Source organism: Streptomyces sp. NPDC088246 (genome assembly GCF_044741025.1).
Classification (GTDB): domain Bacteria; phylum Actinomycetota; class Actinomycetes; order Streptomycetales; family Streptomycetaceae; genus Streptomyces.
The window spans coordinates 1-22247 of sequence record NZ_JBIURV010000082.1; the positions used below are offsets into that span (position 1 = coordinate 1).

The 22247-nt window shown below is 69.4% G+C and carries 18 protein-coding genes and 1 pseudogene; 10 read left to right on the forward strand and 9 right to left on the reverse strand.

Going from position 1 to position 22247, the window contains the following annotated elements; translation table 11 throughout:
- Nucleotides 1-82: 82 nt before the first annotated feature.
- The 4 genes and pseudogenes from ACIPEK_RS43400 to ACIPEK_RS43415 form a co-directional block, all read right to left on the reverse strand.
- Nucleotides 83-295: pseudogene (locus ACIPEK_RS43400) on the reverse strand (DUF742 domain-containing protein); the annotation flags it as partial.
- A gap of 22 nt (nucleotides 296-317) precedes the next feature.
- The gene (locus ACIPEK_RS43405) at nucleotides 318-755 is read right to left on the reverse strand and encodes a roadblock/LC7 domain-containing protein (RefSeq protein ID WP_402008018.1); all 438 of its coding nucleotides are present in this window, start codon (nucleotides 753-755) and stop codon (nucleotides 318-320) included.
- Complete coding sequence (locus ACIPEK_RS43410) at nucleotides 752-3316, reverse strand: nitrate- and nitrite sensing domain-containing protein (protein WP_402008020.1); 2565 nt, start codon at nucleotides 3314-3316, stop codon at nucleotides 752-754. Before ACIPEK_RS43410 ends, ACIPEK_RS43405 begins: the two co-directional genes overlap by 4 nt.
- A gap of 64 nt (nucleotides 3317-3380) precedes the next feature.
- On the reverse strand, nucleotides 3381-4259 hold the full coding sequence (locus tag ACIPEK_RS43415) for an MHYT domain-containing protein (protein ID WP_402008022.1): 879 nt from the start codon (nucleotides 4257-4259) through the stop codon (nucleotides 3381-3383).
- Nucleotides 4260-4421: 162 nt separating this feature from the next.
- On the opposite strand from ACIPEK_RS43415, the gene ACIPEK_RS43420 reads away from it, so the two are divergent.
- The gene (locus ACIPEK_RS43420) at nucleotides 4422-5021 is read left to right on the forward strand and encodes a class I SAM-dependent methyltransferase (protein WP_402008023.1); all 600 of its coding nucleotides are present in this window, start codon (nucleotides 4422-4424) and stop codon (nucleotides 5019-5021) included.
- A 24-nt stretch (nucleotides 5022-5045) separates the two neighbouring features.
- On the opposite strand, the gene ACIPEK_RS43425 is transcribed toward ACIPEK_RS43420, so the two are convergent.
- Entirely contained in the window at nucleotides 5046-5948 is a 903-nt protein-coding gene (locus ACIPEK_RS43425; protein ID WP_402008025.1) for an oxygenase MpaB family protein, read from the reverse strand.
- A gap of 110 nt (nucleotides 5949-6058) precedes the next feature.
- Between ACIPEK_RS43425 and ACIPEK_RS43430 the strand changes: the two genes are divergently transcribed.
- Nucleotides 6059-6367 (forward strand): hypothetical protein, encoded by a 309-nt coding sequence (locus ACIPEK_RS43430; RefSeq protein WP_402008027.1) that lies wholly within the window; start codon nucleotides 6059-6061, stop codon nucleotides 6365-6367.
- 119 nt (nucleotides 6368-6486) lie between these two features.
- Nucleotides 6487-7530 (forward strand): hypothetical protein, encoded by a 1044-nt coding sequence (locus tag ACIPEK_RS43435; RefSeq protein ID WP_402008029.1) that lies wholly within the window; start codon nucleotides 6487-6489, stop codon nucleotides 7528-7530.
- A gap of 86 nt (nucleotides 7531-7616) precedes the next feature.
- On the opposite strand, the gene ACIPEK_RS43440 is transcribed toward ACIPEK_RS43435, so the two are convergent.
- The 3 genes from ACIPEK_RS43440 to ACIPEK_RS43450 all read right to left on the reverse strand — a co-directional run bounded on the left by ACIPEK_RS43440 (nucleotide 7617) and on the right by ACIPEK_RS43450 (nucleotide 9536).
- On the reverse strand, nucleotides 7617-8147 hold the full coding sequence (locus tag ACIPEK_RS43440; protein WP_402008048.1) for an MOSC domain-containing protein: 531 nt from the start codon (nucleotides 8145-8147) through the stop codon (nucleotides 7617-7619).
- Between the two features lie 42 nt (nucleotides 8148-8189).
- On the reverse strand, nucleotides 8190-8372 hold the full coding sequence (locus tag ACIPEK_RS43445) for a hypothetical protein (protein ID WP_114248565.1): 183 nt from the start codon (nucleotides 8370-8372) through the stop codon (nucleotides 8190-8192).
- 84 nt (nucleotides 8373-8456) lie between these two features.
- Entirely contained in the window at nucleotides 8457-9536 is a 1080-nt protein-coding gene (locus ACIPEK_RS43450; protein WP_402008031.1) for a fatty acid desaturase family protein, read from the reverse strand.
- A 293-nt stretch (nucleotides 9537-9829) separates the two neighbouring features.
- Here ACIPEK_RS43450 and ACIPEK_RS43455 point away from each other — a divergent pair, with 293 nt between their 5' ends.
- The 7 genes from ACIPEK_RS43455 to ACIPEK_RS43485 all read left to right on the forward strand — a co-directional run bounded on the left by ACIPEK_RS43455 (nucleotide 9830) and on the right by ACIPEK_RS43485 (nucleotide 21023).
- Nucleotides 9830-12724, forward strand: coding sequence for a DEAD/DEAH box helicase (locus ACIPEK_RS43455; RefSeq protein ID WP_402008033.1), 2895 nt, complete (start codon nucleotides 9830-9832; stop codon nucleotides 12722-12724).
- A complete protein-coding gene (locus ACIPEK_RS43460; protein ID WP_402008035.1) occupies nucleotides 12721-14091 on the forward strand; it encodes an SWF or SNF family helicase in 1371 nt (456 codons plus the stop codon). Before ACIPEK_RS43455 ends, ACIPEK_RS43460 begins: the two co-directional genes overlap by 4 nt.
- 832 nt (nucleotides 14092-14923) lie before the next feature.
- Nucleotides 14924-16411 carry an APC family permease gene (locus ACIPEK_RS43465; RefSeq protein ID WP_402008037.1) on the forward strand — a complete coding sequence of 496 codons (1488 nt, stop codon included), beginning with the start codon at nucleotides 14924-14926 and terminating at the stop codon, nucleotides 16409-16411.
- Nucleotides 16408-17424, forward strand: a complete 1017-nt coding sequence (locus tag ACIPEK_RS43470) for an acetamidase/formamidase family protein (RefSeq protein WP_402008038.1) — start codon at nucleotides 16408-16410, stop codon at nucleotides 17422-17424. Before ACIPEK_RS43465 ends, ACIPEK_RS43470 begins: the two co-directional genes overlap by 4 nt.
- 24 nt (nucleotides 17425-17448) lie before the next feature.
- Nucleotides 17449-18039 (forward strand): N-acetylmuramoyl-L-alanine amidase, encoded by a 591-nt coding sequence (locus tag ACIPEK_RS43475; RefSeq protein WP_402008040.1) that lies wholly within the window; start codon nucleotides 17449-17451, stop codon nucleotides 18037-18039.
- 105 nt (nucleotides 18040-18144) lie between these two features.
- Nucleotides 18145-19395: a GAF domain-containing protein gene (locus ACIPEK_RS43480; RefSeq protein WP_402008042.1), complete on the forward strand. Its 1251-nt coding sequence runs from the start codon at nucleotides 18145-18147 to the stop codon at nucleotides 19393-19395.
- A 104-nt stretch (nucleotides 19396-19499) separates the two neighbouring features.
- A complete protein-coding gene (locus tag ACIPEK_RS43485; protein WP_402008044.1) occupies nucleotides 19500-21023 on the forward strand; it encodes an aldehyde dehydrogenase family protein in 1524 nt (507 codons plus the stop codon).
- 171 nt (nucleotides 21024-21194) lie between these two features.
- Here ACIPEK_RS43485 and ACIPEK_RS43490 read toward each other — a convergent pair whose 3' ends face one another.
- Nucleotides 21195-22127 (reverse strand): tyrosine-type recombinase/integrase, encoded by a 933-nt coding sequence (locus tag ACIPEK_RS43490; protein ID WP_402008046.1) that lies wholly within the window; start codon nucleotides 22125-22127, stop codon nucleotides 21195-21197.
- Between the last annotated feature and the right edge of the window lie 120 nt (nucleotides 22128-22247).

Consider the following 22247-nt stretch of genomic DNA (forward strand, 5'->3'; position numbering starts at 1 on the left):
TCCGCCGCTACATCATCTGGCGAAACCGCAATGCCGACAACCGGCACCTACGCGCCGTCGTGGACAGGGCAAACGTTGCCTGATCCGGCACTAGCAAGGATTCCTCGGAGCCGTTTGGTGCATTGTCGTCGAAGGTGACGAGTGCGATCAGATCGAACTGCACGCCGGTGGGGCCCGGTTCGGTCCGGCCGCCCGTCACGGCGTACGGGCGGACCAGCGGGCCGGCTTCGGCGTCGTACCACTGGCTGCCCGGACGTGCGTGCGGGCCCGGGCCTCCTGGGCCCTCGTCGGTCATGGACACGGCCGTCTCCGCTCTCTCAGCCGACAGCCGACGGGGGTGCGGCGAACCGCGGCGGGGTGCGCAGATGCTCACCCACCCGTTTGACGAGCCGGGCCATCTCGTACGCGACCAGTCCGATGTCGGCGAAGGCCGTGCTGAGTACGGCGAGGCAGGATCCATCGCCCGCTGCCGCGACGAACAGAAAGCCCTCATCCATCTCGACCATGGTCTGGCGAACGTTCCCGGCCCGGAAATGGCGCCCCGCGCCCTTGGCCAGGCTGTGGAATCCGGAGGCCACGGCAGCCAGATGCTCGGCGTCCTCGCGGCTCAGGGCGCTGGAGGCGCCCACGGCGAGGCCGTCGCCGGAGAGCACGACGGCATGACGGACCTCGCCGACCCGTGTCACCAAATCGTCCAGCAGCCAGTCGAGTTCGCCCGAGGTGTGGCGTACCCCGGTCCTCTCGTTCGCGATCATGCATGGTCTCCTTCGCTGCGTGGACGGGGGTTGGTGGTGCCCGGGCGGGACGAGGATGGGCCGGGGGCGGTGCCGCCGCCGCGCACCCAGCCGTTGCGGTAGGCGGTCATGCGGTCCCGCGCCTGCTCGGGGGTGCGCTCCGGGAGACGGTCCTTGTCGTTCAGGTCGCCGTGTGGCGGTTCGTCGGGGCGGGACTCCTCGCGCAGTTGCGGAACGAGGCTGGCTTGCCGCACTCGGCGCGGCAGGGTGCCGTCGTCGGGCTGCTCTTCCGAGTGGGCCACGGCCTTGGGCTTGTCCGTTCCGCCCGGACGCCCGCGCAGCAAGGTGACTGCGGCAGCAGGCTGCGTGCGGGACTCGAGCGCGGGTGCCGGTACCGGCGCCGGGAAGGCGGTGGTCCGCGGCCTCACCGCACGGGGGCCGGGTCCCGTTCCGAAGGGCGGACGGTCCCGGTCCTCCTGGCGCTCGACCGAGGTGTTCCCCGGCGCGGCAGGCGCCTCGGCCGCCGGAAGTGCGTTCTGCAGCAGTGCCGTTGGCAGCAGAACCACCGCAGTCGTCCCGCCGTACGCGGAGGTGCGCAGCTGAACCTTGATGTGGTGGCGTACGGAGAGCCGGCTGACGACGAAGAGGCCGAGCCGGTCGCTGTCGAAGAGGTCGAGTGCCTCCGCCTGTTCGATGCGTCGGTTTGCCTCGCCGAGGAGTTCGTTGCCCATGCCCAGGCCGCGGTCCTCGATCTCCAGGGCGTAGCCGTTGCCCACGGGCTCGCCGCTGATGCGCACCTTGGTGTGGGGCGGTGAGAACTGTGCCGCGTTCTCGATGAGTTCGGCCAGCAGGTGGGTGAGATCGGCGATGGCTGTGCCCTTCACCGCGGCGTCGGGAAGTTGCCGTACCTCCACGCGGGCGTAGTCCTCGATCTCGGAGACGGCGGCGCGTACGACATTGGTCAGCGGTACGGGCATCCGCCAGGCCCGTCCCGGAGCCGCCCCGGACAGGATGATCAGACTCTCGGCGTGCCGTCGCATCCGGGTGGTGAGGTGGTCGAGCCGGAAGAGATCGCTCAGCTCGTCGGGGTCGTCGGCGCGGCGTTCCATGCCGTCGAGGAGGTTGAGCTGACGGTGGACCAGCACCTGGCTGCGCCGGGCGAGGTTGACGAAGACTCCGGAGATGCCGTCGGCGAGTTCGGCTCGTTCGACGGCGGCGCTGAGGGCTGCCCGGTGCACTGTGCCGAGTGCCTCGCCGACCTGGCCGATCTCGTCGTGGGTGGCCGGGCCCTGCGGGGCCTCGGCCCCGATGTCGAGTTCCTCGCCCGCACGTAGCCGCTGCATGGCGTGGGGCAGTTTGCGGCGGGCGATCTCCAGTGCGCTGTTGCGGAGACTGACGAGTTCGACGACGAGTCCGCGACCGATGCGCACGGAGATCACCAGTGAGGCGGCGACGGCGACGCAGCCGAAGAGCACTGCGGCTCCGGACGGGCTGAACAGTCCTCGGGCGAGCGGATTCGCCCGGTCGGCGGCGCGTTGGCCGGCGGTGGTATCGATGGTGCGCAGCTCGCTCCGTACGTGGTCCGCTGCTCGTTCCCAGTCGGCGGCGGGCACTGCCTGCGCGGCATCACGACCGGCGGGCGCGGCGAGCACCTTGTCCTCGGCGGTCTGGATCCGGCGGTAGGCGTCCCCGGCGGTGAACCTCTGCCAGGCGGCCCGCTCGGTGGCGGGCAGATCTGCGCCCGCGGTCTCCGTGAAGTTCCTTCGGGAATCCACTGCTCCGGTGAACAGGCGCAGTTGGCCGCCCTTGAGCGCTCCTGTGCGAGTGGCCGTGGCCAGCAGGGCGTCCTCGCGGGCCAGCATCTCGTCGGCGCGGGAGAGTTCGAGCAGGACGCGGGCGTCGGAGCCGGGTGCGTCGTCCTGGATCCCGGTGAGGGCACCGCAGACGCCGAAGGCCGCGGAGACGGTCGCGGTGTACTGGTCGTATACGGCGTTCTCGTCGCCCGCATCGCTCTTGTCGGCGCGCAGTCGGTGGGTGAGGTCCAGGAACCGGTCGAGCCGGTCGGCGACGGTGGGCGGGAGGTTGCCGGTGTCGGCGATGGTGTGGCCGCTGTCGAGGCGCAGGGCGGCGAGCGCGGTGTCGGTGCGCTTGGTCCGGCGCTCCAGTTCGGCTGCCTGGGCACTGCTGGGGGCCGCGGACTGGAGCATGGCCGCCCGACGCTCGCTCTGGAGTGCCGCGACAGCGGTGGATATGGGGGCCCGGACCTCGTCGTCGACCTGTTGCAACTGGCGCAGCCGTGCCACGTCCTGGGCGGTGGTGACCGTGGCGAAACCCCACAGGGCGAGCAGCGAGACTACCGGCATCATCAGCAGCGAGATGATCTTCGCGCGTACGGTCCTGGGACGCAGCGTCCACCGTCCGCGCGGCGCGGATGTGTCGTGTGTCAGCAGCGGCCTCACGTCGTGCTCGGCGCACTCGTCGGCCGGCGGGCCCGCGTGCGCGCGGCGTCCGCGCGTCGGTGGGGCGGTGGGCCGGGCGGTCGCCGTCGCACCGGTTTCCGGGGTCGTGCGGGGTGGGCGCATGGCCTCCTCGTTCCGGGTGTGGAGCTGGTGTGTCACAGGTGCCGGTCGGCCGGGTGCAGGGGCGTCAGGGCGTGATGGCGGGCGATGCGTCGTGGTCACTCACGTCGCCACGTCGTGCCCGGAAGACGGGCCCGCGCTCGGTGAATCCGTGTGGTGTGGCCGCGGATGATTCCGTTTCGGAGGGTCCTGCGGTGCGTTCGGCGAAGACGTAGGCGGCGCGTTCCCTGGCCGTCGGGGAGAGCGCCACGAAAGCCGAGGTCAGGAAGAGGTACGAGCCCAGGCCGACGGCCAGGGGAAAGATGAACTGCATGGTCGTGGCCCCGGAAAGTTCCCTTCCGGAGGGCGCGACGTACACGGAGACCGCCAGCATTCCGGTGTAGTGCATGCTGCTGACCGCCGCTCCCATGACGAGGGAAGCCAGCGCGACGGCTCGGGGTGACTTGATGTTGAGCGCCGCCCACAGAGCCGCCGTGGCGGCCACGACAGCGATGGCGACGGAGAGTGCGACCCGCAGCGGGTCGTAGTGGATCGTGCCGTGCAGACGGAGTGCCGCCATGCCGAGGTAGTGCATGCTGGCGACCCCGAGTCCGGTGGCGAACCCGCCGAGCAGCAGCGCCCTGGTCCGGTCGCGGCTGTAGCCGACGGCAAAGACGCCGCCGCCGACCACCACCATGGCGCCGAGCAGGCTGAGCAGGGTGAGCGGCACGTTGTAGCGGATATCGGTGCCGGTCACGCCGAAGCCGAGCATCGCGACGAAGTGCATCGTCCAGATGCCCGAGCCGATGGCGGATGCGGCCGTGATCAGCCAATTGCGGCGCGAACGGCCGGTTGTGTCGAGTGCCCGCACGGTGCAGCTCAGTCCGAGTGCCGCGCCGATGCATGCCATCGCGTACGACAGCGCAGGTGTCAGCCAGCCGAAGGTGGCGTGGTCCAGGTGTCCCATGGATCGGGGACGCTAGTCGTGATGGGGGCACGCGCCCTGGGCGCATTTCGAAAGCTGCTGAAATATGACAGAGAGATGTTCCCGAACGATCACACAGTGCTCGAACATGCACCCCGTTTCGCTCTGTTTCGCTCCGGTGGCAACTGCGGCGATCATGTCTGTATGGCCGATGATCACACACACGTCCAGGGCTTCTTCACGGCCCGCGCTGCGGACTGGGACAGCCGGTTTCCCGACGACGGGCCCGCCTACGCCGCCGCCGTCCATTCCCTCGCGCTGGGCCCTGGTGACGCGGTACTGGACGCCGGCTGCGGTACGGGACGGGCGCTGCCCGCCCTGCGCGTGGCCGTGGGACCGCGAGGCGCGGTCCTGGGCGTGGACCTCACAGCGGCGATGCTGGAGTCGGCGGTACGGGCGGGACGCGACCGGAGCGGAGCGCTGCTCCTCGCCGATGTCGCCCGCCTGCCCCTGAGGTCGCAGTCGCTCGACGCGGTGTTCGCGGCTGGGCTGATCTCCCATCTCTCGCATCCCGGACCGGACCTGGCGGAGTTGGCGCGGGTGGTGCGGCCGGGCGGGCAGCTGGCCCTCTTCCACCCCATCGGCCGGGCCGCCCTGGCCGCGCGCCACGGCCGCCGGATCACGGACGCCGACCTGCGTGCCGAGCACAACCTCCGCCCGCTGCTGGCGCGTTCGGGCTGGCGGCTCGACTCGTACACGGATGAGGACGACCGGTTCCTCGCCCTTGCCGTACGAACGCTCTGACCTGCGAGCGCTCCCCGCTCATGCTCACTCGGCCGGAGCGCCGGGACGTCGCTTGTGCGGGACCGGACAGCCGCGGATGCCCGGGGTGGGGAACGTACCGAGCCCGGAAACCTTGTAGCCGTCCGGGTAGCCCTTGATCTCCGGGTTCTGCCGGGCGAAGTGCGGGGTGGTACGGGGCGGCAGCAGTCGCACGGCCCGTGCCCTCAGGCGCAGAGCGCCACGGGTGAGGTTTCGGGCCGCGGAGCCCGGGCGTTCGTAGCGGAATGCCCGCAGCAGCGAATCATCGAGCAGCGCGAGGGCGGCCTTCCGTGCGACAGAAGCGAAGGGGCGCGGATACCAGGAGCCCATCAGGTCCAGCGTGGCGTCGGAGACGCGGCGTCCCCCTTCGTCCCAGCCGAAGTGCTCGGCCTCGTAGGTGTCGAGGGTGCGCTCGAAATCCTCGTACGTCTCCGGCAGGTCCTTGATGCCCATATGGGCACCCAGGGTCCGGTAATAGGCGGCGCACGCCCGGAGTTCGTGGTCGGACAGCCGGCGCCAGCCGTAGCTGTCCAGCCACCGCTTCGGGGTGACGACGAAGGTGCACAGCACATAGCGCATGTCGTCGTTGCTGATGTTGTAGCTGCGGTGCATCTGATTGATCCGGCGGATGGCCGTGCGCCCCGGGTCGCTCTCGAAACCGTGCTCCACGACCGTGTCGAGGAGCAGTGCGGTGTCGTCGTAGCGCTTCTGCGAATGGTGCGTCAGTTCGGCTGTCTCTTCGAGGAGTCGGCCGATGCTGGGGACTGCATAGGTGCGATACAGAGCCAGTTCGAGGGCGCGGGTGATGTCCCACGGAAACTCGTAGGTTGCCGTGATCCGGTAGATCCGGAGGAAGTCCCGTTCCGGATCGAGACGCTGAATCTCCTTCAGCCGGTCGTACCGCTTCACCGTGCTTGCCCCCTTTTCTCGGTCGAAGGTCCAACTCTACGTCGATGGGGAAGACCGTCGGTGTGTACGAGCAAGTCATACGCGCACGGTTCCTCGGAAGGGCGGTCTCCATGATCGACATAATCGGCAGCCTGCGGAAAGCTGTCTCCTCCGACCGGAAGGGCGCTCGGTCGGCAGCACCTCTCAGGGAGGACCGGCACAAGAAGCACAATCTGTTCGAGGCGGCAGCCACCTACGTCTCGGCATCCGTGGAGGACGATCAGGCGCGGATCGATGAGGCGAGCGGCTGGGTGTCGCCCGAGGCGCTCTCCTTCGGTGTCAGCGAGCTGGCCTGCCGGGCCGTCATCGCACTGGCCCGCGAGCGCGACGAGTCGCCGCAGACAGTGGCCCGTACGCTGCTCGGCCTGCCCGCCGACTGAGGCCCTCCGTCGGCCGGACCGCGGGCCCACGTCTCCTCCATTGTCCGGGACCACGTCTTCCCTTGTCAGGGCCTCGACGAGCGGGTTACCGACTCGTTAAGGTGCGCCGACGGACAACCATGACGGACGAGGAGGGTGCCGTGGCCGGGATGAGCGACACAGTCGCCGACGACGACGCACTGTATGTGCTCACCGCGGTGCTGCTGACACCTGCGCAGTTCCCGAGCGTGCTCGGTGACGACTACCCCGCCGCGTGTGCGGCGCTCGCCCTCCAACCGTACGACGAGGGATATGGGCTGGTCCTCGGCCAGGACGGCAGTGGTGCGCGCTGGACCGTCGTCGTCGAGGACGTGTCGCTGGTCGCTGTCGCGATCGCGGCCTGGGACTGCGGAATGGAGTACGACCTCTCCCCCGACGACCGTTCGGTGGTCTGCGCGCTGCCCGGCTGGCCCCTCGCGGTGGGGGTCGCCGCTCCGGGAGTGGCCGCCCCGCACGATCCGCTGCCGGACCCGGAGGCCGAGGGCACCGATCCGGCGCCGCTGGCCCCGCCCGACACGGAGTCGTGGGGCCCGGCCCAGCGGCGCATGGGTGCGGACGAGATAGCATATCAGTGGGCGGCTTGGCGCGAGCAGATCGACGACGAGACAGCCTTCATCACTCCGGGCGGGGCGGACGGTGCCGACGCCGATGCCGGGCCTGAGGGCGAGGATCAGGACGACCACGAACTCAACGCTGCAGCCAAGGTTGAAGCTAAAGCTGAGGTAAACGTAGAGGCCGACTCTGCGACTGGAGGTGCGGGCGAGGCCGAGGCTGGAGCCGAGGTCGAGAACGAGGCCGAGAGCGACGGGTCCGATGCCACCGCCAAGAACCCGGCGAAGGACCCACCTTCCGGAGTGCACCCCGGTGTGCGGCGGGCGCTCGCGGAGGCGCATGCCTATGTGGACACCCCGCCGCCGCCGGGCCGCGTCCGGTCCTCCTTCGCCACGGGCGACGCGCGAATGCTGCGCGCCGACGGCCCCGGCTGGTCACTGGTCGCCAGGACCGACGACATCGCCTTCATCCTGCTGGACGAGGAACCGGGCGAGGTGCTGCCGGTCGGGCGCGGCAGGCAACTGCCCGGCCTGTTGAAGGCACTGGAAGCGCTCGCAGTACGGCCGGCCTGAACGCGGCTGTCGGTACTGGGCAGCAGACCGGCAGTCGACCACCTGACCGAAGGCGCGGTCCAGGCACGTCTCAGGCGCGTTCCGGACTACACACGCTCCAGCGCCCGATGCGGCCCGACGGGCAGCTCGACCTCGATCGGGTCGCCCGGCCGGACGACTCCGCCGACCACGACGATGCCCATGATCCCGGCCTTGCGCACGATCCGGCCCGCCTCGTCCCGGCCGACGACCCGCTTGAGCAGCCCGTCCTGGAAGGTGTCGATCTGCAGGCATGGGTTGCGCAGGCCGGTGACCTCGACAACCGCCTCGTCGCCGAGGTGCAGCAGAGTGCCTGCGGGCAGGGCGAGGAGATCGACACCGCTGGTGGTGACGTTCTCCCCGAGATCGCCCGGGGCGACCTCGAACCCGGCTGCCCGCAATTCGCCGAACAGTTCGTCGTGGATGAGGTGAACCTGGCGCAGATTCGGCTGGGTGGGATCCTGTGCGGCGCGGGACCGGTGCTTGACCGTGGCTCCCGCGTGCACATCTCCCTCCACGCCGAGCCCGGCCAGCAGGGTGACACTCTTGCGGTTCGGCTTGGTGAAGGAATACTCCTCGTTACTGCTCACCACGGTCACTGTCCCGCTCACTGCTGAGCCCCCCTCTTTGCCAGCATGTGGTCAGCGGCCTATTTCCTTGCGGGTGATCCTGCGGAGCCTGCGTCGCTGGCTGGGATCCAGCAGCAGATACGCGACCGCCGGAACTCCGATCAGGACCAGCAGCGACAGCCAGAATCCGATGAACGGCATCAGGATGACTGCCGCAACGACTCCCCCGATGGCGATCTTTGCGCTGTTCGACATCGTCCACGCCTCCTTCGCGGCCCGAGGCCGCTCCTGCTGTGAGAACGCCTGCGCCCGCCCATCGGTTCCAGCCGGCCGAAGTCCTCACCTGAGGGGTTCGCCGACCTCGTACATGTGCTGGAGTGCCTGCCGGTAGGACTCGATCAGTCCGGTCTCCGTGTACGGCATGCCCAGCGCCTCGCAGTGGGAGCGCACCATGGGCTGTGCCAGGCGCAGATGCGGTCGGGGCATGCTCGGGAAGAGGTGGTGCTCGATCTGGTAGTTGAGCCCGCCGAGGAACCAGTCGGTGAGGACGCCGCCGCGTACGTTGCGCGAGGTGAGTACCTGACGCTGGAGGTGGCCCCAGCGGTCGCCGTCGGGATCGGGCATCTCCATGCCTTTGTGGTTCGGTGCGAAGGCCATTCCCAGGTGGAGCCCGAACAGCGCATGATGCAACAGCGCGAAGACGACGGCCTTCCCCGGGGACATGACAGTGAGCAGCAGTGTTGCGTAGAGACCGAGGTGGGCGACCAGGAGCAGTGCCGAGAGGCTACGTTCCCGGGCGGGCTGCTGCCGCAGGTACTGGAAGCCGGAGATCTTGAGCGCGATGCCTTCGAGGAGCAGCATCGGGAAGAACAGCCGGGCCTGGTTACGGGTGAGCCAGCGGGCGAAGCCTTCGCGCTGAGCGGCCTGCTTCTGGGTCCATACCAGGGCGCCGACGCCGACGTCCGGGTCCTTGTCGATGTGATTGGGGTTGGCGTGGTGGCGTACGTGCTTGTCGTTCCACCATGCCTCGTTCATGCCGAGCAGCAGGTTGGCGTGCACCAGGCCGATGGCCCGGCTCGCCCTGCGGTCGCCGGTTATCTGGGCGTGTCCGGCGTCGTGCCCGACGAACGCGGCGCGGGACCAGAAGATCGCCAGTGGCAATGCGAGCAGCAGGGTCCACCAGGTGTTGCCCAGGAGGAACATGCCGGTGAGCACGGCACCCAGTGCGACCAGGTTGGTGGCGATACCCATCGCGTACCAGCCGGTGCGCCGCTCCAGGAGTCCCTGACCCTTGACCGTGCGCAGGAGGGGCGCGAAGTCGCTTCCCTGACTCCGGGCGATTCCGGCACCACCGGCACTTACAGCAGTTCCCGCACCGTCACGGGTGCCTTCCACGGCGGTGGCTACGGCCTGGGGCATTGGGTCTCCGGTCTCTGGCAAGCTGCGCTGACCTGTAGAAACGTACGGTGACCGAAGGTGTGGCCACCATGGCGCCACCACCCGGGATTTCCGGGGGTAAGCCCCCTCCCCCCAGGGGGGTGCTGGCTACACCCCTGGGCGCGACGCGCAGTCGTGCCCGGCGGCCGAGCGGGGCAGCCGAGCCATCCGAAAGTGGGCTGGATCACGGTGATTCCACTCACGGGGGCGCGCATTGGTGGAGTACTCTCGGCGACCCGACCCCACTAGTCAAATTTGAGGAATTCGGCATCGCTGTGCACAGGCTCCCTGCGGCAACGCTCTCCGAGATCTCCGCACTCTCCAGCTGCTCCGTGGTCTTCCTGCCCTCGGATCCCTCCCGTACCGGCCGTATCGCCTTCTGGCGTCCGGACGGCAGCAGTCCGCCCGATGGTCCAGGTTCCGTCGAGGAGCTGACCGTCGTCGGCGCCGACGCGCGAACGTACGCCGTACCGGCGCTGCTGCTTCCGGTCCGGGACGCCCTGCCCGTACTGACGCGGGCGCGGGCCTCGGCGCATGCCTCCGGCGCCGCCGCGTTCTGGGGTGCCGCCGCGCTCCTCGCTCTCCAACTCGCCGCCCGTGGTTTGCTGTTGCCAGGGCTGAGTGCGACGGATCACGATGCCTGGCGGGCCGGGCCGCTGACCGCCGACGATCAGTCGCGGATCCGTACGCTCGCGGCCTCGATGCCGCCGCTGGCCCACGCGGTGCCGCTCGACGGAACCGCGCAGCCTCTGCTGCTGCCCGATCCCGAGCTGCTGCTGCGCGCGTTCCTCGACGCGGTGGCGGACGGCCTGCCGCGCACCCCCGCCGCGGCCTTCGCCACCGGCGGCCCGGCGTTCGCCGCCGACGCACCACAGCACCTGCCCGGTCAACGGGCCTGGGCCACCGATGTCGCGGCCGGGCACGATGCGGGCGTCCGGCTCTCACTGCGGGTGGAGGTGTCCGGGCTGACAGCCCCGGGCGAGGACGACGAGCCGACCGCCGGGCCGTCCTTCCGTGCTGTTCTGCAGATCCACAGCGTCAGCGATCCGGCGCTGGTGGCCGATGCCGCCGAGGTCTGGGCGGGGTCCGCGCCGACCGCTGCCGCCTTCGGCCCCCGGGCCCGGATGGATGCCCTTCTGGGGCTGCGCCGGGCAGCCCGTGCCTGGCCACCGCTGACTCCGCTGTTGTCGGCCGCAGTGCCCGACTCCATCGAACCGGCCGACGAAGAGCTGGGCGAACTCCTCGGCCCCGCCGGACGGGCACTCGCCGCGACCGGGGTCCAGGTCCACTGGCCCAAGGAACTGGCCCGCAAGCTCACCGCACGTGCGGTGATCGGTCCGCCCGACGACGGGGACAGTGAGGAACACCAGGGGTTCGTCCGCACCGGCTCGGACACGCCGCAGCTCCTGTCGGCCGATGCGCTGCTGACGTTCAACTGGTGGTTCGCACTGGGCGACCAGAAGCTCAGCCGCACCGAGCTGGACCGCCTGGCCGAGGCCAACAGGCCGGTGGTGCGACTGCGCGACCAGTGGGTGCTGATCGACCCCGAGGAGGCACAGCGCGCCCGCGAGACCCAGGACCGCAAGGTCACTCCGATCGATGCGCTCGGAGCCGTACTGACCGGTTCCACCGAGGTCGGCGGCCGTCGGGTCGGCGTCCGGGCCACCGGCTGGCTGGAGCAGCTGCGCCGCCGGTTGGCCGACCCGGAGTCCGGCGGTCAGCAGGGTGGACAGCAGACGGTCGGTCAGCCCCCGGCGCTCACCGCCACACTGCGCGACTACCAGCTGCGCGGCCTGAACTGGCTGCACACCATGACTTCGCTCGGCCTCGGTGGATGTCTCGCCGACGACATGGGGCTCGGCAAGACCATCACACTCATCGCTCTGCATCTGCACCGCCAGAGCATCGAATCGGCCGCAGGGCCGACACTCGTGGTCTGCCCGACCTCGCTCATGGGGAACTGGCAGCGGGAGATCGAGAAGTTCGCGCCCGGTACGCCCGTACGCCGCTTCCACGGCGGATCGCGCAGCCTGGCCGACCTGGTGGACGGCGAGTTCGTCCTCACCACGTACGGCACAATGCGGCTGGACGCGGCGAAGCTCGCGGAGATCCGGTGGGGCATGGTGGTCGCCGACGAGGCGCAGCATGTCAAGAACCCGTACTCGGCAACGGCCAAGCAGCTGCGGACAATCGGCGCTCAGGCACGCGTCGCGCTCACCGGCACCCCCGTGGAGAACAACCTGTCCGAGCTGTGGTCGATCCTCGACTGGACGACACCCGGCCTGCTGGGCCGGCTCGGTACCTTCCGTACCCGCTATGCGCGGACCGCGGAGGGCGGCGACCCGGCTGCGGCCGAGCGGCTCGCCGCGCTGGTGCGGCCGTTCCTGCTGCGACGTCGCAAATCGGATCCGGGCATCGCCCCCGAGCTACCGCCGAAGACCGAGACCGACCGCACGGTGTCCCTGACGGCGGAACAGACGGGGCTGTACGAAGCGGTGGTGCGGGAGACACTGGCCGCGATCTCCGGCGCCGACGGCTTCGCCCGGCGGGGCCTTGTCGTGAAGCTGCTGACGGCCCTGAAGCAGATCTGCAACCACCCGGCGCAGTACCTCAAGGAGAAGGAGCCTCGGATCGAGGACCGTTCGGGAAAGGTGGAGCTGCTGGACGAGTTGCTCGACACGATTCTGACGGAGGACACGAGTGTGCTCGTGTTCACCCAGTACGTGCAGATGGCCCGGCTGCTCGAACAGCATCTGGCGGCACGCGGGGTGCGCACGCAGTTCCTGCACGGCGGTACACCGGTCGCGGAGCGGGAGGCAATGGTGAACCGCTTCCAGGCGGGAGAGGCCCCGGTCTTCCTGCTGTCGCTCAAGGCGGCCGGCACCGGTCTCAATCTCACCAGGGCGGGCCATGTCGTGCACTTCGACCGGTGGTGGAACCCGGCGGTGGAGGCGCAGGCCACCGACCGCGCGTACCGGATCGGCCAGACCCAGCCGGTACAGGTGCACCGACTGATCGCCGAGGGCACCATCGAGGACCGGATCGCCGACATGCTGGCCCGCAAGCAGGGGCTGGCGGACGCGGTGCTCGGCTCCGGCGAGGCGGCGCTGACCGAACTGACGGATGCGGAACTGGCCGATCTGGTGGAGCTGCGAGGGGGCACGCGATGAGCGACGCATACGACAGCGGGAAATACGACCGTGAAGGATACGAAGGCGACGGGAGCGATGCCCCGACGCCGGTACAGGAACGTACCTTCGCCGCGCTGCCGCCCGCGCACGGCCGCGGCTTTGCGGAGTCCTGGTGGGGCCGGGCATGGCTGAAGGCTCTGGAGGACACCGCGCTGGACGGCGAACAGCTCAAGAAGGGGCGGAGGTTCGCCCGCGAGGGCCGGGTCGGTGCGGTTTCCGTACGGCCCGGCCGGATCACCGCGGTCGTCCGGGACCGGGACTCGTCCACGTACCGCAGTGATGTGCTCCTCCAGGAGCTGAACGAGGCGGAGTGGGAACGGTTCCTGGACATGGCCGTCGACACAGCGGGGCACATTGCGGCGCTTCTCGACCGCGAAATGCCGCCGCACCTGGTGGAGGACGCTGCGGCGGCAGGTGTGGAACTGCTGCCGGGGATCGGCGATCTGGACCCGGAGTGCACCTGCGAGGCGTGGGACCACTGCCCGCACACCGCTGCCCTGTGCTACCAGGTGGCGCGGCTGCTGGACCAGGATCCGTTCGTCCTGCTGCTCATGCGGGGGCGCGGCGAGCAGCGGCTCCTGGACGAACTCCAGGTGCGCATCGCGGCCCGCGCCGAGGGGCACGGGCCGTTCGGCTCTGCCGCCCTCTCCGACGGGTCCGGTGCCGCCGGCACCAAGGCGAAGGACCGCGGCGTGCGGGCGGACGAAGCGTTCGCCGCACGGGACATCCTGCCCCCGCTGCCCGCGCCCCCGCCGCTGCCCGCGGAGCCCGGCCCTGCCCCGTCGCTGGACACCGAGACCCAACCGGAATCCGGCGTCGATCCGGCGGTACTGGAGTTGCTGGCGACGGACAGTGCGGCGCGCGCCCGCCGGATGCTGGCGGACGCCCTCTCCCCCGGCCATGAACAGCATCCGCTGCCGACCGGTTTGACCCCGCGGCAGGATGCCGTGCGGCTGGTCGCGAACACCCGGCCCGAACCATGGATCGCGACACGGCTGGCAGCCGGATCGGGGCGGCCGCGAGCCGAACTCGATGCGGCGGTGCGTGCCTGGCAGTACGGCGGGGCGGCTGCGCTCACCGTGCTGGATGAGGAGTGGACGCCGGATCCGGAGTCTCTGGCCAGGGCCCGGGCCCTGCTCACCAAGGCGTGGGAGGAGGGCGAGCTGCCCCGGCTGCGGTCAGTGGGCAATCGCTGGACAGCTGTCGAAGACGGGGTACAGCTGCGGTACGGGCGGGACGGGCGCTGGTGGCCGTACCGCAAGGAGAGCGGGCGCTGGGTTCCGGCAGGTCCGGCGGATGACGATCCGGCGGCGGCGCTGGCAGGCTCAAGCGTGTCGGACAACTGAGATCACCATCGGGGCCGATCGGCGGCGAACGGGCGGGGGCCGGGCAGGACGTCCGGCCCCCGCCCGTCGTCACGGTCCGGACCGGATCGCCGTTGCCGTCCACAAGCACATGGTCGGGGCCGGGTTCAGCGTGCACGACGGCGTGTTCGGCCCGTGGCTCCTCCGGGCAGCCAGCCGTTGCAGGGTGTCGGCCAGGCGGGACAGGGCCTTGGCCGCCTTACCGGGTGCCTGCCGCATGAATGTCTCCAGCCAGCCCCCGTTCACGTCCTCGAAGACAGCGATCTCGGCCGGGCAATGCTCCGAACTGCCCTCGGCAAGATGAATCCATGGTGTGCGGACCCCCATGGCATCCAAACGCCGATGCGCGGCCCGGAACACTTCGACACCGGTGGCCGGCCTGCACGGATGCGGGCGCGCCACCGCAGCGGGTGAGGCGGCGGCCAGTAATTCTCGGCCGGGCCCAGATGCAGTCGATGACTGTGGAGTCGTTGTCCGGGGTGAGGCGGTAGACGCCCTTCCTGGAGCCTCCCCGCAGCCTGTCGAGCCCGACGGACACGGCGGTCGGCCGCGCATACGACGCCGTCCAGGCTCTCCCGGTCGTTGAGCCCGCGTTCCCCGCTCGCCATCCCCGCACCCGGTTTCTCCCGGCAACCCGGGCCCTGTACCGGGGTCGTCCGCGTCCGTGATCCGGCGGCTCACCCCGCGCGCACACCCGAATTCGGGCTCCTGCCATCTTCCGCCACTCACGCGACGCCCGTACGGTGGGGCGCGCGAGACGCTCGGCCGTACATCGGCGAACACCTTCCGGTCATCGGACAAAGGGAGCCACGGGGTGTCGGGGGATTCGAGCAGCGGACTGTTACGCGATGCCATCGGGCTGCGCGAAGTCCTTTTCCAGAGCATCACGGCGATGGCGCCGGCCGCCGCCATCGCCGCGTCCATTCCGGCCGGAGCCGCGTTCGCGGGCGGCAGTCTGCCGCTGTCCGTGGTGGTGGCACTGGTCGCCTGCCTGTTCACCGCGTCCTGCGTCGCGGAGCTGGCGCGCCATCTGCCGGCTGCCGGTTCGGTAGCCACCTACTCGGCGCAGGGGCTGCATCCGGCCATCGGCTTTCTCGTCGGCTGGGGCTACGTCTTCGTCGAAGCGCTGGTGCCCGCGCTGTTGCTTCTTCAGCTGGGCTTCACCACGGCGGGCACCCTGCACCAGGAGTGGTCGTCCTACCCGGCGGGCCTGTGGTGGTCGTGGTCGCTGCTGGGCGCGTTGATCATCGCGCTCGCCGGGTATTTCGGGGTCCGGGCCTCCGCCCGGTTCGGAACCGCGCTCGGCATCTTCGAGGTGCTCGTCTTCGTCGCCTTCGCCGTACTGCTCATCGAGCACGCAGGCTCGGACAACACCCTGTCGGTGTTCGGCACTTCGCACACCGCGGACGGCTTCGGCGGTATCAGCGGAATTTTCGCCGGTTCGGTCTACACCGTGCTGGCCTTCGCCGGCTTCGAGGCCGCGGCGCCACTCGCCGAGGAGACGAAGAACCCGCGCCGCACGATGCGGCGTGCGGTGCTCGGCGCAGCACTCTCCATCGGCCTGGTGTACGTCCTCACCACCTATGCGATGTCTGTGTACCTCGGGCCCGACAGGTTCGCCGGATTCGGCGCTTCGGGCGCGGCGTCGTGGGAAGGCGTGGCCCGCGCCTCGTTCGGGCTGTTCTGGGTGCTGCTCTTCCTCGCCGTGGTCAACTCGACCGTGGCCAACGCCAATGCGTGCGCCAATGTGTCGACCCGGACGGCGTTCGCCCTCGGCCGCATCGGGGTGTTCCCCCAGGCCTTCGCGCGGCTTCATCCGCGCCGACGCTCCCCCGTCACCGGAGTGGCCGTGCAGTTCGTGATCGCGGTCGGCGCGGCGCTCGGACTGGGTTTCGCCTACGACCCGGTGACCGCGTTCGTGCTGCTGGCCACCGTGATCGTGACGGTGATCATCGGTGTGTACATCATCGTGAATCTGGCCTGCGCCGGGTACTTCCTGCGCCGACGGCGCGACGCGTTCAACCCCGTACTCCATCTGCTCTTCCCGGTACTCGGCATCGCGGCGTTCGTCCCCGCGCTGCTGACGGCCGCCGGGATTCCGGCCTTCGACTTCGTCTCCGAACTGAGTGCCCCCGTCTCGTACGCCGGTCCGGTCGTCGGTGTCTGGATGCTGCTCGGGATCGTTGTGCTGACGGTGCTGCTGCGCAGACATCCGGAGCGGGTGGCACAGACCGGACGGATCCATCTTGACGACGCCCCGGAGCCGGCCGGGGAACCCGAGACGGGAGCAGTACAGCGATGAACGATCCCCGAATCGTGACTGTCCGCCCCAAGGAGGGCGAGTACGCCTGGACCTTCGGCGGAGCGGCGCCGGTCGCCCGTATCGAGCCGGGGACGTTCCTCGATGTGTATACGGAGGACTGCTTCGCCGGCCGGGTGCGCTCCGAGAAGGACCTGGTCTCCGCGGTCTGCGAATTCCCCTTCCTCAACCCGCAGACCGGTCCCTTCCACGTGGTTGGTGCGGAGCCCGGCGACACGGTCGCGGTGCATTTCGTGTCCGTCGAACCGGCCAGGGACTGGGCCGCCTCGACGACCGTGCCTCTCTTCGGGGCCCTCACCTCCACGCACACCACGGCGTCACTGCAGGCTCCTCTGCCCGAGGTGGTGTGGATGTGGCAGCTCGACCGGGCGCGCCGCACCTGTCTGTTCAGCGCCAGGGACAGTGACATCCAGGTGGAGCTGCCGATGGATCCGATGCACGGCACGGTGGGGGTGGCGCCGGCCAATCTGGAGGTACGGTCCGCGCTGGTGCCCGACGCGCACGGCGGGAACATGGACACACCGGAGATGAGGGCGGGCGTCACCTGCTATCTGGGCGTCAACGTCGAGGGTGCACTGCTGAGCCTCGGGGACGGTCATGCCCGTCAGGGCGAGGGCGAGACCTGCGGGGTCGCCGTGGAATGCGCGATGAACACGGTGGTGCTGGTCGAGCTGCTGAAGGGTGTCAGAACACCGTGGCCGCGGATCGAGTCCGACACCCATCTGATGTCGACCGGCTCCGCCCGTCCGCTCGAAGATGCCTTCCGTATCTCGCAGTTGGACCTGGTGCAGTGGCTGGCGCGCGACTACGGCCTGTCCGAACTCGACGCCTATCAGCTGGTCAGCCAGGCCGGTGAGGCGCCGTTGGCCAATGTGTGCGACACCAACTACACCTGTGTGGCGAAGATCCGCAAGAAGTGGCTGCCCGCAGGCGATCCCCATCGCGGACTCCACCGTCATCTGCGGGAGACCGCGACACTGCTGTCCAGCCCTTGACCCCCTTCCCCCACAGGAGTGTTCATGCACCGCAGAAGGATCCTTCAGGGCGCCGCCGCGACGGCCGCCGCGCTGATCCCGGCCTCCGCCCGCGCCGCGGCTTCCACGGCGGCAGGCGACACCGACTATCCGCTCGCCCACTGGACACCCGCGTCCACGTCCAACTGCACGGCGTCGAGCCGCCCTTCGGCCTATCCCATCCAATACGTGATCATCCATGTCACCCAGGAGACGTTTCCGAACACGATCGGGATCTTCCAGAATCCGGCGAAACAGGTCTCCGCGCACTATGTGGTGCGCTCAGCGGACGGCTATGTCGCACAGTGCGTCCGGGAGCAGAACATCGCCTGGCATGCGGGCAACTGGGACTACAACACGCGCAGCATCGGCATCGAGCACGAGGGCTGGGTGGACCAGCCCACGTACTTCACCAACGCCATGTACGAGAAGTCGGCGTTGCTGACCGCCTCGGTCTGCGACCGATACAGCATTCCCAAGGACCGTGCGCACATCCTCGGCCATGCCCAGGTCCCGGGCACCGACCATACCGATCCCGGCCCGAACTGGGACTGGGTGCGCTACATCCGTCTCGTCAATCTCTACGGAACCGGCTGACGCACCTTCGCCGCCGCGTCCGATCGCTCTCCGCACCGTGGTTGTCGCAGACGTCGGCTGCGGCCACGATGGGGTGTGCACGACGCCCCTGAACAGGAGGGTGAGTTGACGGATCCCTGGGTGGCCCTGGCAGCCGATACGGACCCCGGTGAACGACTCGGCCAACTGCGGCACGCACACGAGGTGTTCACCACGGCCGGACGGCTGGAACGACCGGTGCGTCCTGTGGTCGGTGAGTCGTGGCGGCGCTCGGCCCGGGCCCGGGTCAGCCCGGACGGTGCTGCCCTGGTCGAGCTGAGCGCGGACGACCTCGGGCCGTACCGGGACGGGCATCCCCTGGCCCCCGCCATGCCGCTGATCCGTGAGCTGATGAGCGCGTATGCGACGGACGGCGAGCATCTTCTCGCGGTGTGCGACGCGCATGGCAGACTGCTGTGGGTCGAAGGACACGCGTTGACCCGACGGGCCGCAGGCCGGATGAACTTCGTGGAGGGCGCCCGCTGGGCCGAGTCCGTGGCAGGGACGAACGCGCCGGGTACTGCCATCGCCGTCGACCGGCCGGTGCAGGTCTTCGCCGCCGAGCACTTCCTGCGGCCGGTCCAGCAGTGGACGTGCGCGGCGGCGCCGCTCCACGACCCGCACACGGGGCGGGTCCTGGGCGCCGTGGACATCACCGGTGGGGACCGGCTCGCGCATCCGCACAGCCTGGCGTTCGTGCAGGCGGTGGCACGCGCCGCCGAGTCGCAGCTGGCACTCCTCGCACCCTCGCCGGCCGGGGAGACCGTACAGCTCAGTGCGCTCGGCCGGGACGAGGCCCTGCTCGTCGCGGGAGGCCGCAAGATCCCGCTCAGCAGGCGGCACAGCGAGATCCTGGTGACGCTGGCCCGCCACCCCGAGGGCCTCGGTGGCGACGAACTCCTTGTCGAGCTGTACGAGGACGAGACGGTGACCCCGGTAACACTGCGGGCCGAACTCTCACGACTGCGGCGACTGCTCGGCCCCGAACTCCTCCTTTCCCGCCCCTACCGTCTTTCCGCGCCGGTCGACGCCGATTTCGACACGGTGGCGCGCAGACTGGCATCCGGAGCGGTGGCAGCGGCGCTGAGCGCCTACGCGGGTCCGCTGCTGCCGGGCTCGCAGGCACCATCTGTCGTCTGTCTGCGGCGCCGGCTCGACGAGCAGCTGCGGGCAGCGCTCATCGCTCGCGGTGACCCGGGGCTGCTGGCCGACTGGGCGTACAGCCCATGGGGCGAGGACGATCTCCAGGTCTGGCAGGCGTTCGCCGCGGCCGTACCCGCGGGACAGCGGCCCGCGCTCCTCGCCAGGGCCCGGACACTGGACGCCGAGCAGCGGTAGCCGTTCCCCCGCCGCCACGCAACGCGGTTGCAACGTCGCGCCGCCTACGCTCACACCGAGGGCCGTCCAACGGCGGACGGCACCGGATCCGGGAGGCTACAGAGATGACCCGTTACGCTGCGCCGGGCACCGAGGGCGCCATCGTCTCGTACGAGTCCCGCTACGACCACTGGATCGGCGGCGCGTACGTCCCGCCCGCCCGTGGCCAGTACTTCGAGAACCCCAGCCCCGTCAACGGCCGCCCGTTCACCGAGATCGCCCGCGGCAGTGCCGAGGACGTCGAACGGGCCCTGGACGCGGCACACGCCGCGGCCCCCGCGTGGGGAGCCACCGCGGCAGGCGACCGCGCCTCGGTCCTCAACAGGATCGCCGACCGGATGGAGGCGCACCTGCAGGAACTGGCGGTCGCCGAAAGCTGGGACAACGGCAAGCCGGTACGCGAGACCCTGGCCGCCGACATCCCCCTGGCCATCGACCACTTCCGCTACTTCGCCGGTGCGCTACGCGCTCAGGAGGGATCGCTCAGCGAGATCGACGACGACACGATCGCGTACCACTTCCACGAGCCGCTGGGCGTCGTCGCGCAGATCATTCCGTGGAACTTCCCCATCCTGATGGCGACCTGGAAGCTGGCACCGGCGCTCGCGGCGGGCAACGCGGTGGTTCTCAAACCGGCCGAACAGACCCCGGCCTCCATCCACGTATGGCTGAAGCTGGTGGCCGACCTCCTTCCGCCCGGCGTCGTCAACATCGTCAACGGCTTCGGCGCGGAGGCCGGCAAGCCTCTCGCCTCCAGCCCCCGTGTCGCGAAGATCGCCTTCACCGGTGAGACCACCACGGGGCGGCTGATCATGCAGTACGCCTCCGAGAACATCAAGCCGGTGACGCTCGAACTGGGCGGCAAGTCGCCGAACATCTTCTTCGACGACGTGTGGAACGCGGACGACGACTTCCGCGACAAAGCCCTCGAGGGCTTCACCATGTTCGCCCTCAACCAGGGCGAGGTCTGCACCTGTCCGTCGCGCGCACTGATCCAGCGCGGGCACTACAGCGAATTCCTGGAGGCGGGCATCGCCCGCACCGAAAAGATCGTGCCCGGACACCCGCTGGACACGGACACGATGATCGGCGCCCAGGCCTCCAACGACCAATTGCAGAAGATCCTTTCGTACCTGGACATCGGCCAGCAGGAAGGCGCGAAGGTCCTCACGGGCGGTCAGAGGATCGAGTACGACGGGGAGCTGGCGGGTGGCTACTACGTCCAGCCGACCGTCTTCGAGGGCGACAACCGCATGCGGGTCTTCCAGGAGGAGATCTTCGGCCCGGTAGTGGCGGTCACGTCCTTCTCCGACTTCGACGACGCGATCGGAACGGCGAACGACACGCTGTACGGCCTCGGGGCCGGCGTATGGACCCGCGACATCAACACCGCGTACCGGGCAGGCCGTGCCATCCAAGCAGGCAGGGTCTGGACGAACTGCTACCACGCGTACCCGGCCCATGCGGCCTTCGGCGGCTACAAGCAGTCAGGGATCGGCCGCGAGAACCACAAGATGATGCTGGAGCACTACCAGCAGACGAAGAATCTACTGGTGAGCTACTCGCCGAAGAAGCTGGGCTTCTTCTAACGGCACGAAAGAAGGCGCCTGACCTGGGGCTTTACCCAGATCAAGCGCCTTCTGGGAGCGCCCGGCACTCCAATCAGGGTGGCGTCGAAATGCTCCCCTTCTCCCGGTTTCCCCCGCCCGTATCCCAGTCCTGACCAGCAGTTCCGGGCCATACACGGGCCAGATTGCGGATCAGCCCGTAGGACTACCTTCCTCACTGCGCCGACTCCACTCCTGCATCGACTCCTCGATGAGCCGGTTGGAATGCTCCTGCAGACCATCCAGGAACTTGGCGTAGTACTGGAAGAGCACTTGGATGCTCTGGCCTGCCCGGCGCGCACATTCGGCAGGATCCACGCCGGAGTGCAGCCAGAACGAAATCCCGGCGTGCCGGAGGTCATAGGGCCTCTTGGCGAGCACTGTCGACTGCTCATTGGGAGCCAGGGCCTTCTTACGGGCCCGCTCCCACGTCTTGCCGTAGGCCGCTGCATCGACGTATCCGTCAGCCGCGTTGCGGAACACTCGCCCATCGGGCGCCGCGCCGAAGCGATCGACGTGATCTCGCAGCGTGCGCACGAACGACGGCGGTATCGGCACGGGACGCGTCGCCTTGACGGCTCGCCGCTTCAAGGAGTGCACTTCGTGGACCGAGCCATCGTTCGTCCACTCCTTGCCTGCCGTGACGACACCTCCATAATTCAGGTTGAGCATGCCCCAGCCGGTTTTTGGCAGATGGCACTGTGAGATCTGCAGGTGGATGACCTCCGCCGGACGCATGGCCGCGTAGTACATGCAGCCGAAAAACGCCTCAAGGTGCGGGCCGCGTCCCTGTAGTTTCCCTACAGCGGTGAGCAGGCGAGCAACCTGGTTGGGGTTCGGCACGCAGGCCGGGTCCACTTCCTCGCTCACCCCAGGAGCCTGCCACTTGACCCTGGCGAGCGGGTTCTCCGCGAAGTACCCCTTGTCGACGGCGGTTCCGAGGACCTCGCTGAAGGCCGATCGTTTCCGCAGGGCGGTCTTCGCCGCGGCGGACTTGCCGTCGATCTTGCGGCCAAGCGCGTCCAACGCCCTTCGCACGACGTCTGGTTCCATCAGCTCTCTGACGGGCAGGGAGTGCCGCTGCATCCAGTCGAGGGCACGCTGCCATTCGGCGGAGGACCGCGTAGAGGGTCAGGCCGGCGCAGGGGCTTTTGGGTCGAGTCTGAGCAGGGTGCAGAAGGCCTGGGCGAGGGAGGTGAGGGTGAC

Coding starts and splice junctions, on each gene's coding strand:
- ACIPEK_RS43420 (WP_402008023.1), top strand. CDS start 4,422: ATGGCCGATGATCACACACACGTCCAGGGCTTCTTCACGGCCCGCGCT.
- ACIPEK_RS43470 (WP_402008038.1), top strand. CDS start 16,408: ATGAACGATCCCCGAATCGTGACTGTCCGCCCCAAGGAGGGCGAGTAC.
- ACIPEK_RS43490 (WP_402008046.1), bottom strand. CDS start 22,127: ATGCAGCGGCACTCCCTGCCCGTCAGAGAGCTGATGGAACCAGACGTC.
- ACIPEK_RS43405 (WP_402008018.1), bottom strand. CDS start 755: ATGATCGCGAACGAGAGGACCGGGGTACGCCACACCTCGGGCGAACTC.
- ACIPEK_RS43435 (WP_402008029.1), top strand. CDS start 6,487: ATGACGGACGAGGAGGGTGCCGTGGCCGGGATGAGCGACACAGTCGCC.
- ACIPEK_RS43450 (WP_402008031.1), bottom strand. CDS start 9,536: ATGCCCCAGGCCGTAGCCACCGCCGTGGAAGGCACCCGTGACGGTGCG.
- ACIPEK_RS43415 (WP_402008022.1), bottom strand. CDS start 4,259: ATGGGACACCTGGACCACGCCACCTTCGGCTGGCTGACACCTGCGCTG.
- ACIPEK_RS43460 (WP_402008035.1), top strand. CDS start 12,721: ATGAGCGACGCATACGACAGCGGGAAATACGACCGTGAAGGATACGAA.
- ACIPEK_RS43430 (WP_402008027.1), top strand. CDS start 6,059: ATGATCGACATAATCGGCAGCCTGCGGAAAGCTGTCTCCTCCGACCGG.
- ACIPEK_RS43475 (WP_402008040.1), top strand. CDS start 17,449: ATGCACCGCAGAAGGATCCTTCAGGGCGCCGCCGCGACGGCCGCCGCG.
- ACIPEK_RS43485 (WP_402008044.1), top strand. CDS start 19,500: ATGACCCGTTACGCTGCGCCGGGCACCGAGGGCGCCATCGTCTCGTAC.
- ACIPEK_RS43445 (WP_114248565.1), bottom strand. CDS start 8,372: ATGTCGAACAGCGCAAAGATCGCCATCGGGGGAGTCGTTGCGGCAGTC.
- ACIPEK_RS43410 (WP_402008020.1), bottom strand. CDS start 3,316: ATGCGCCCACCCCGCACGACCCCGGAAACCGGTGCGACGGCGACCGCC.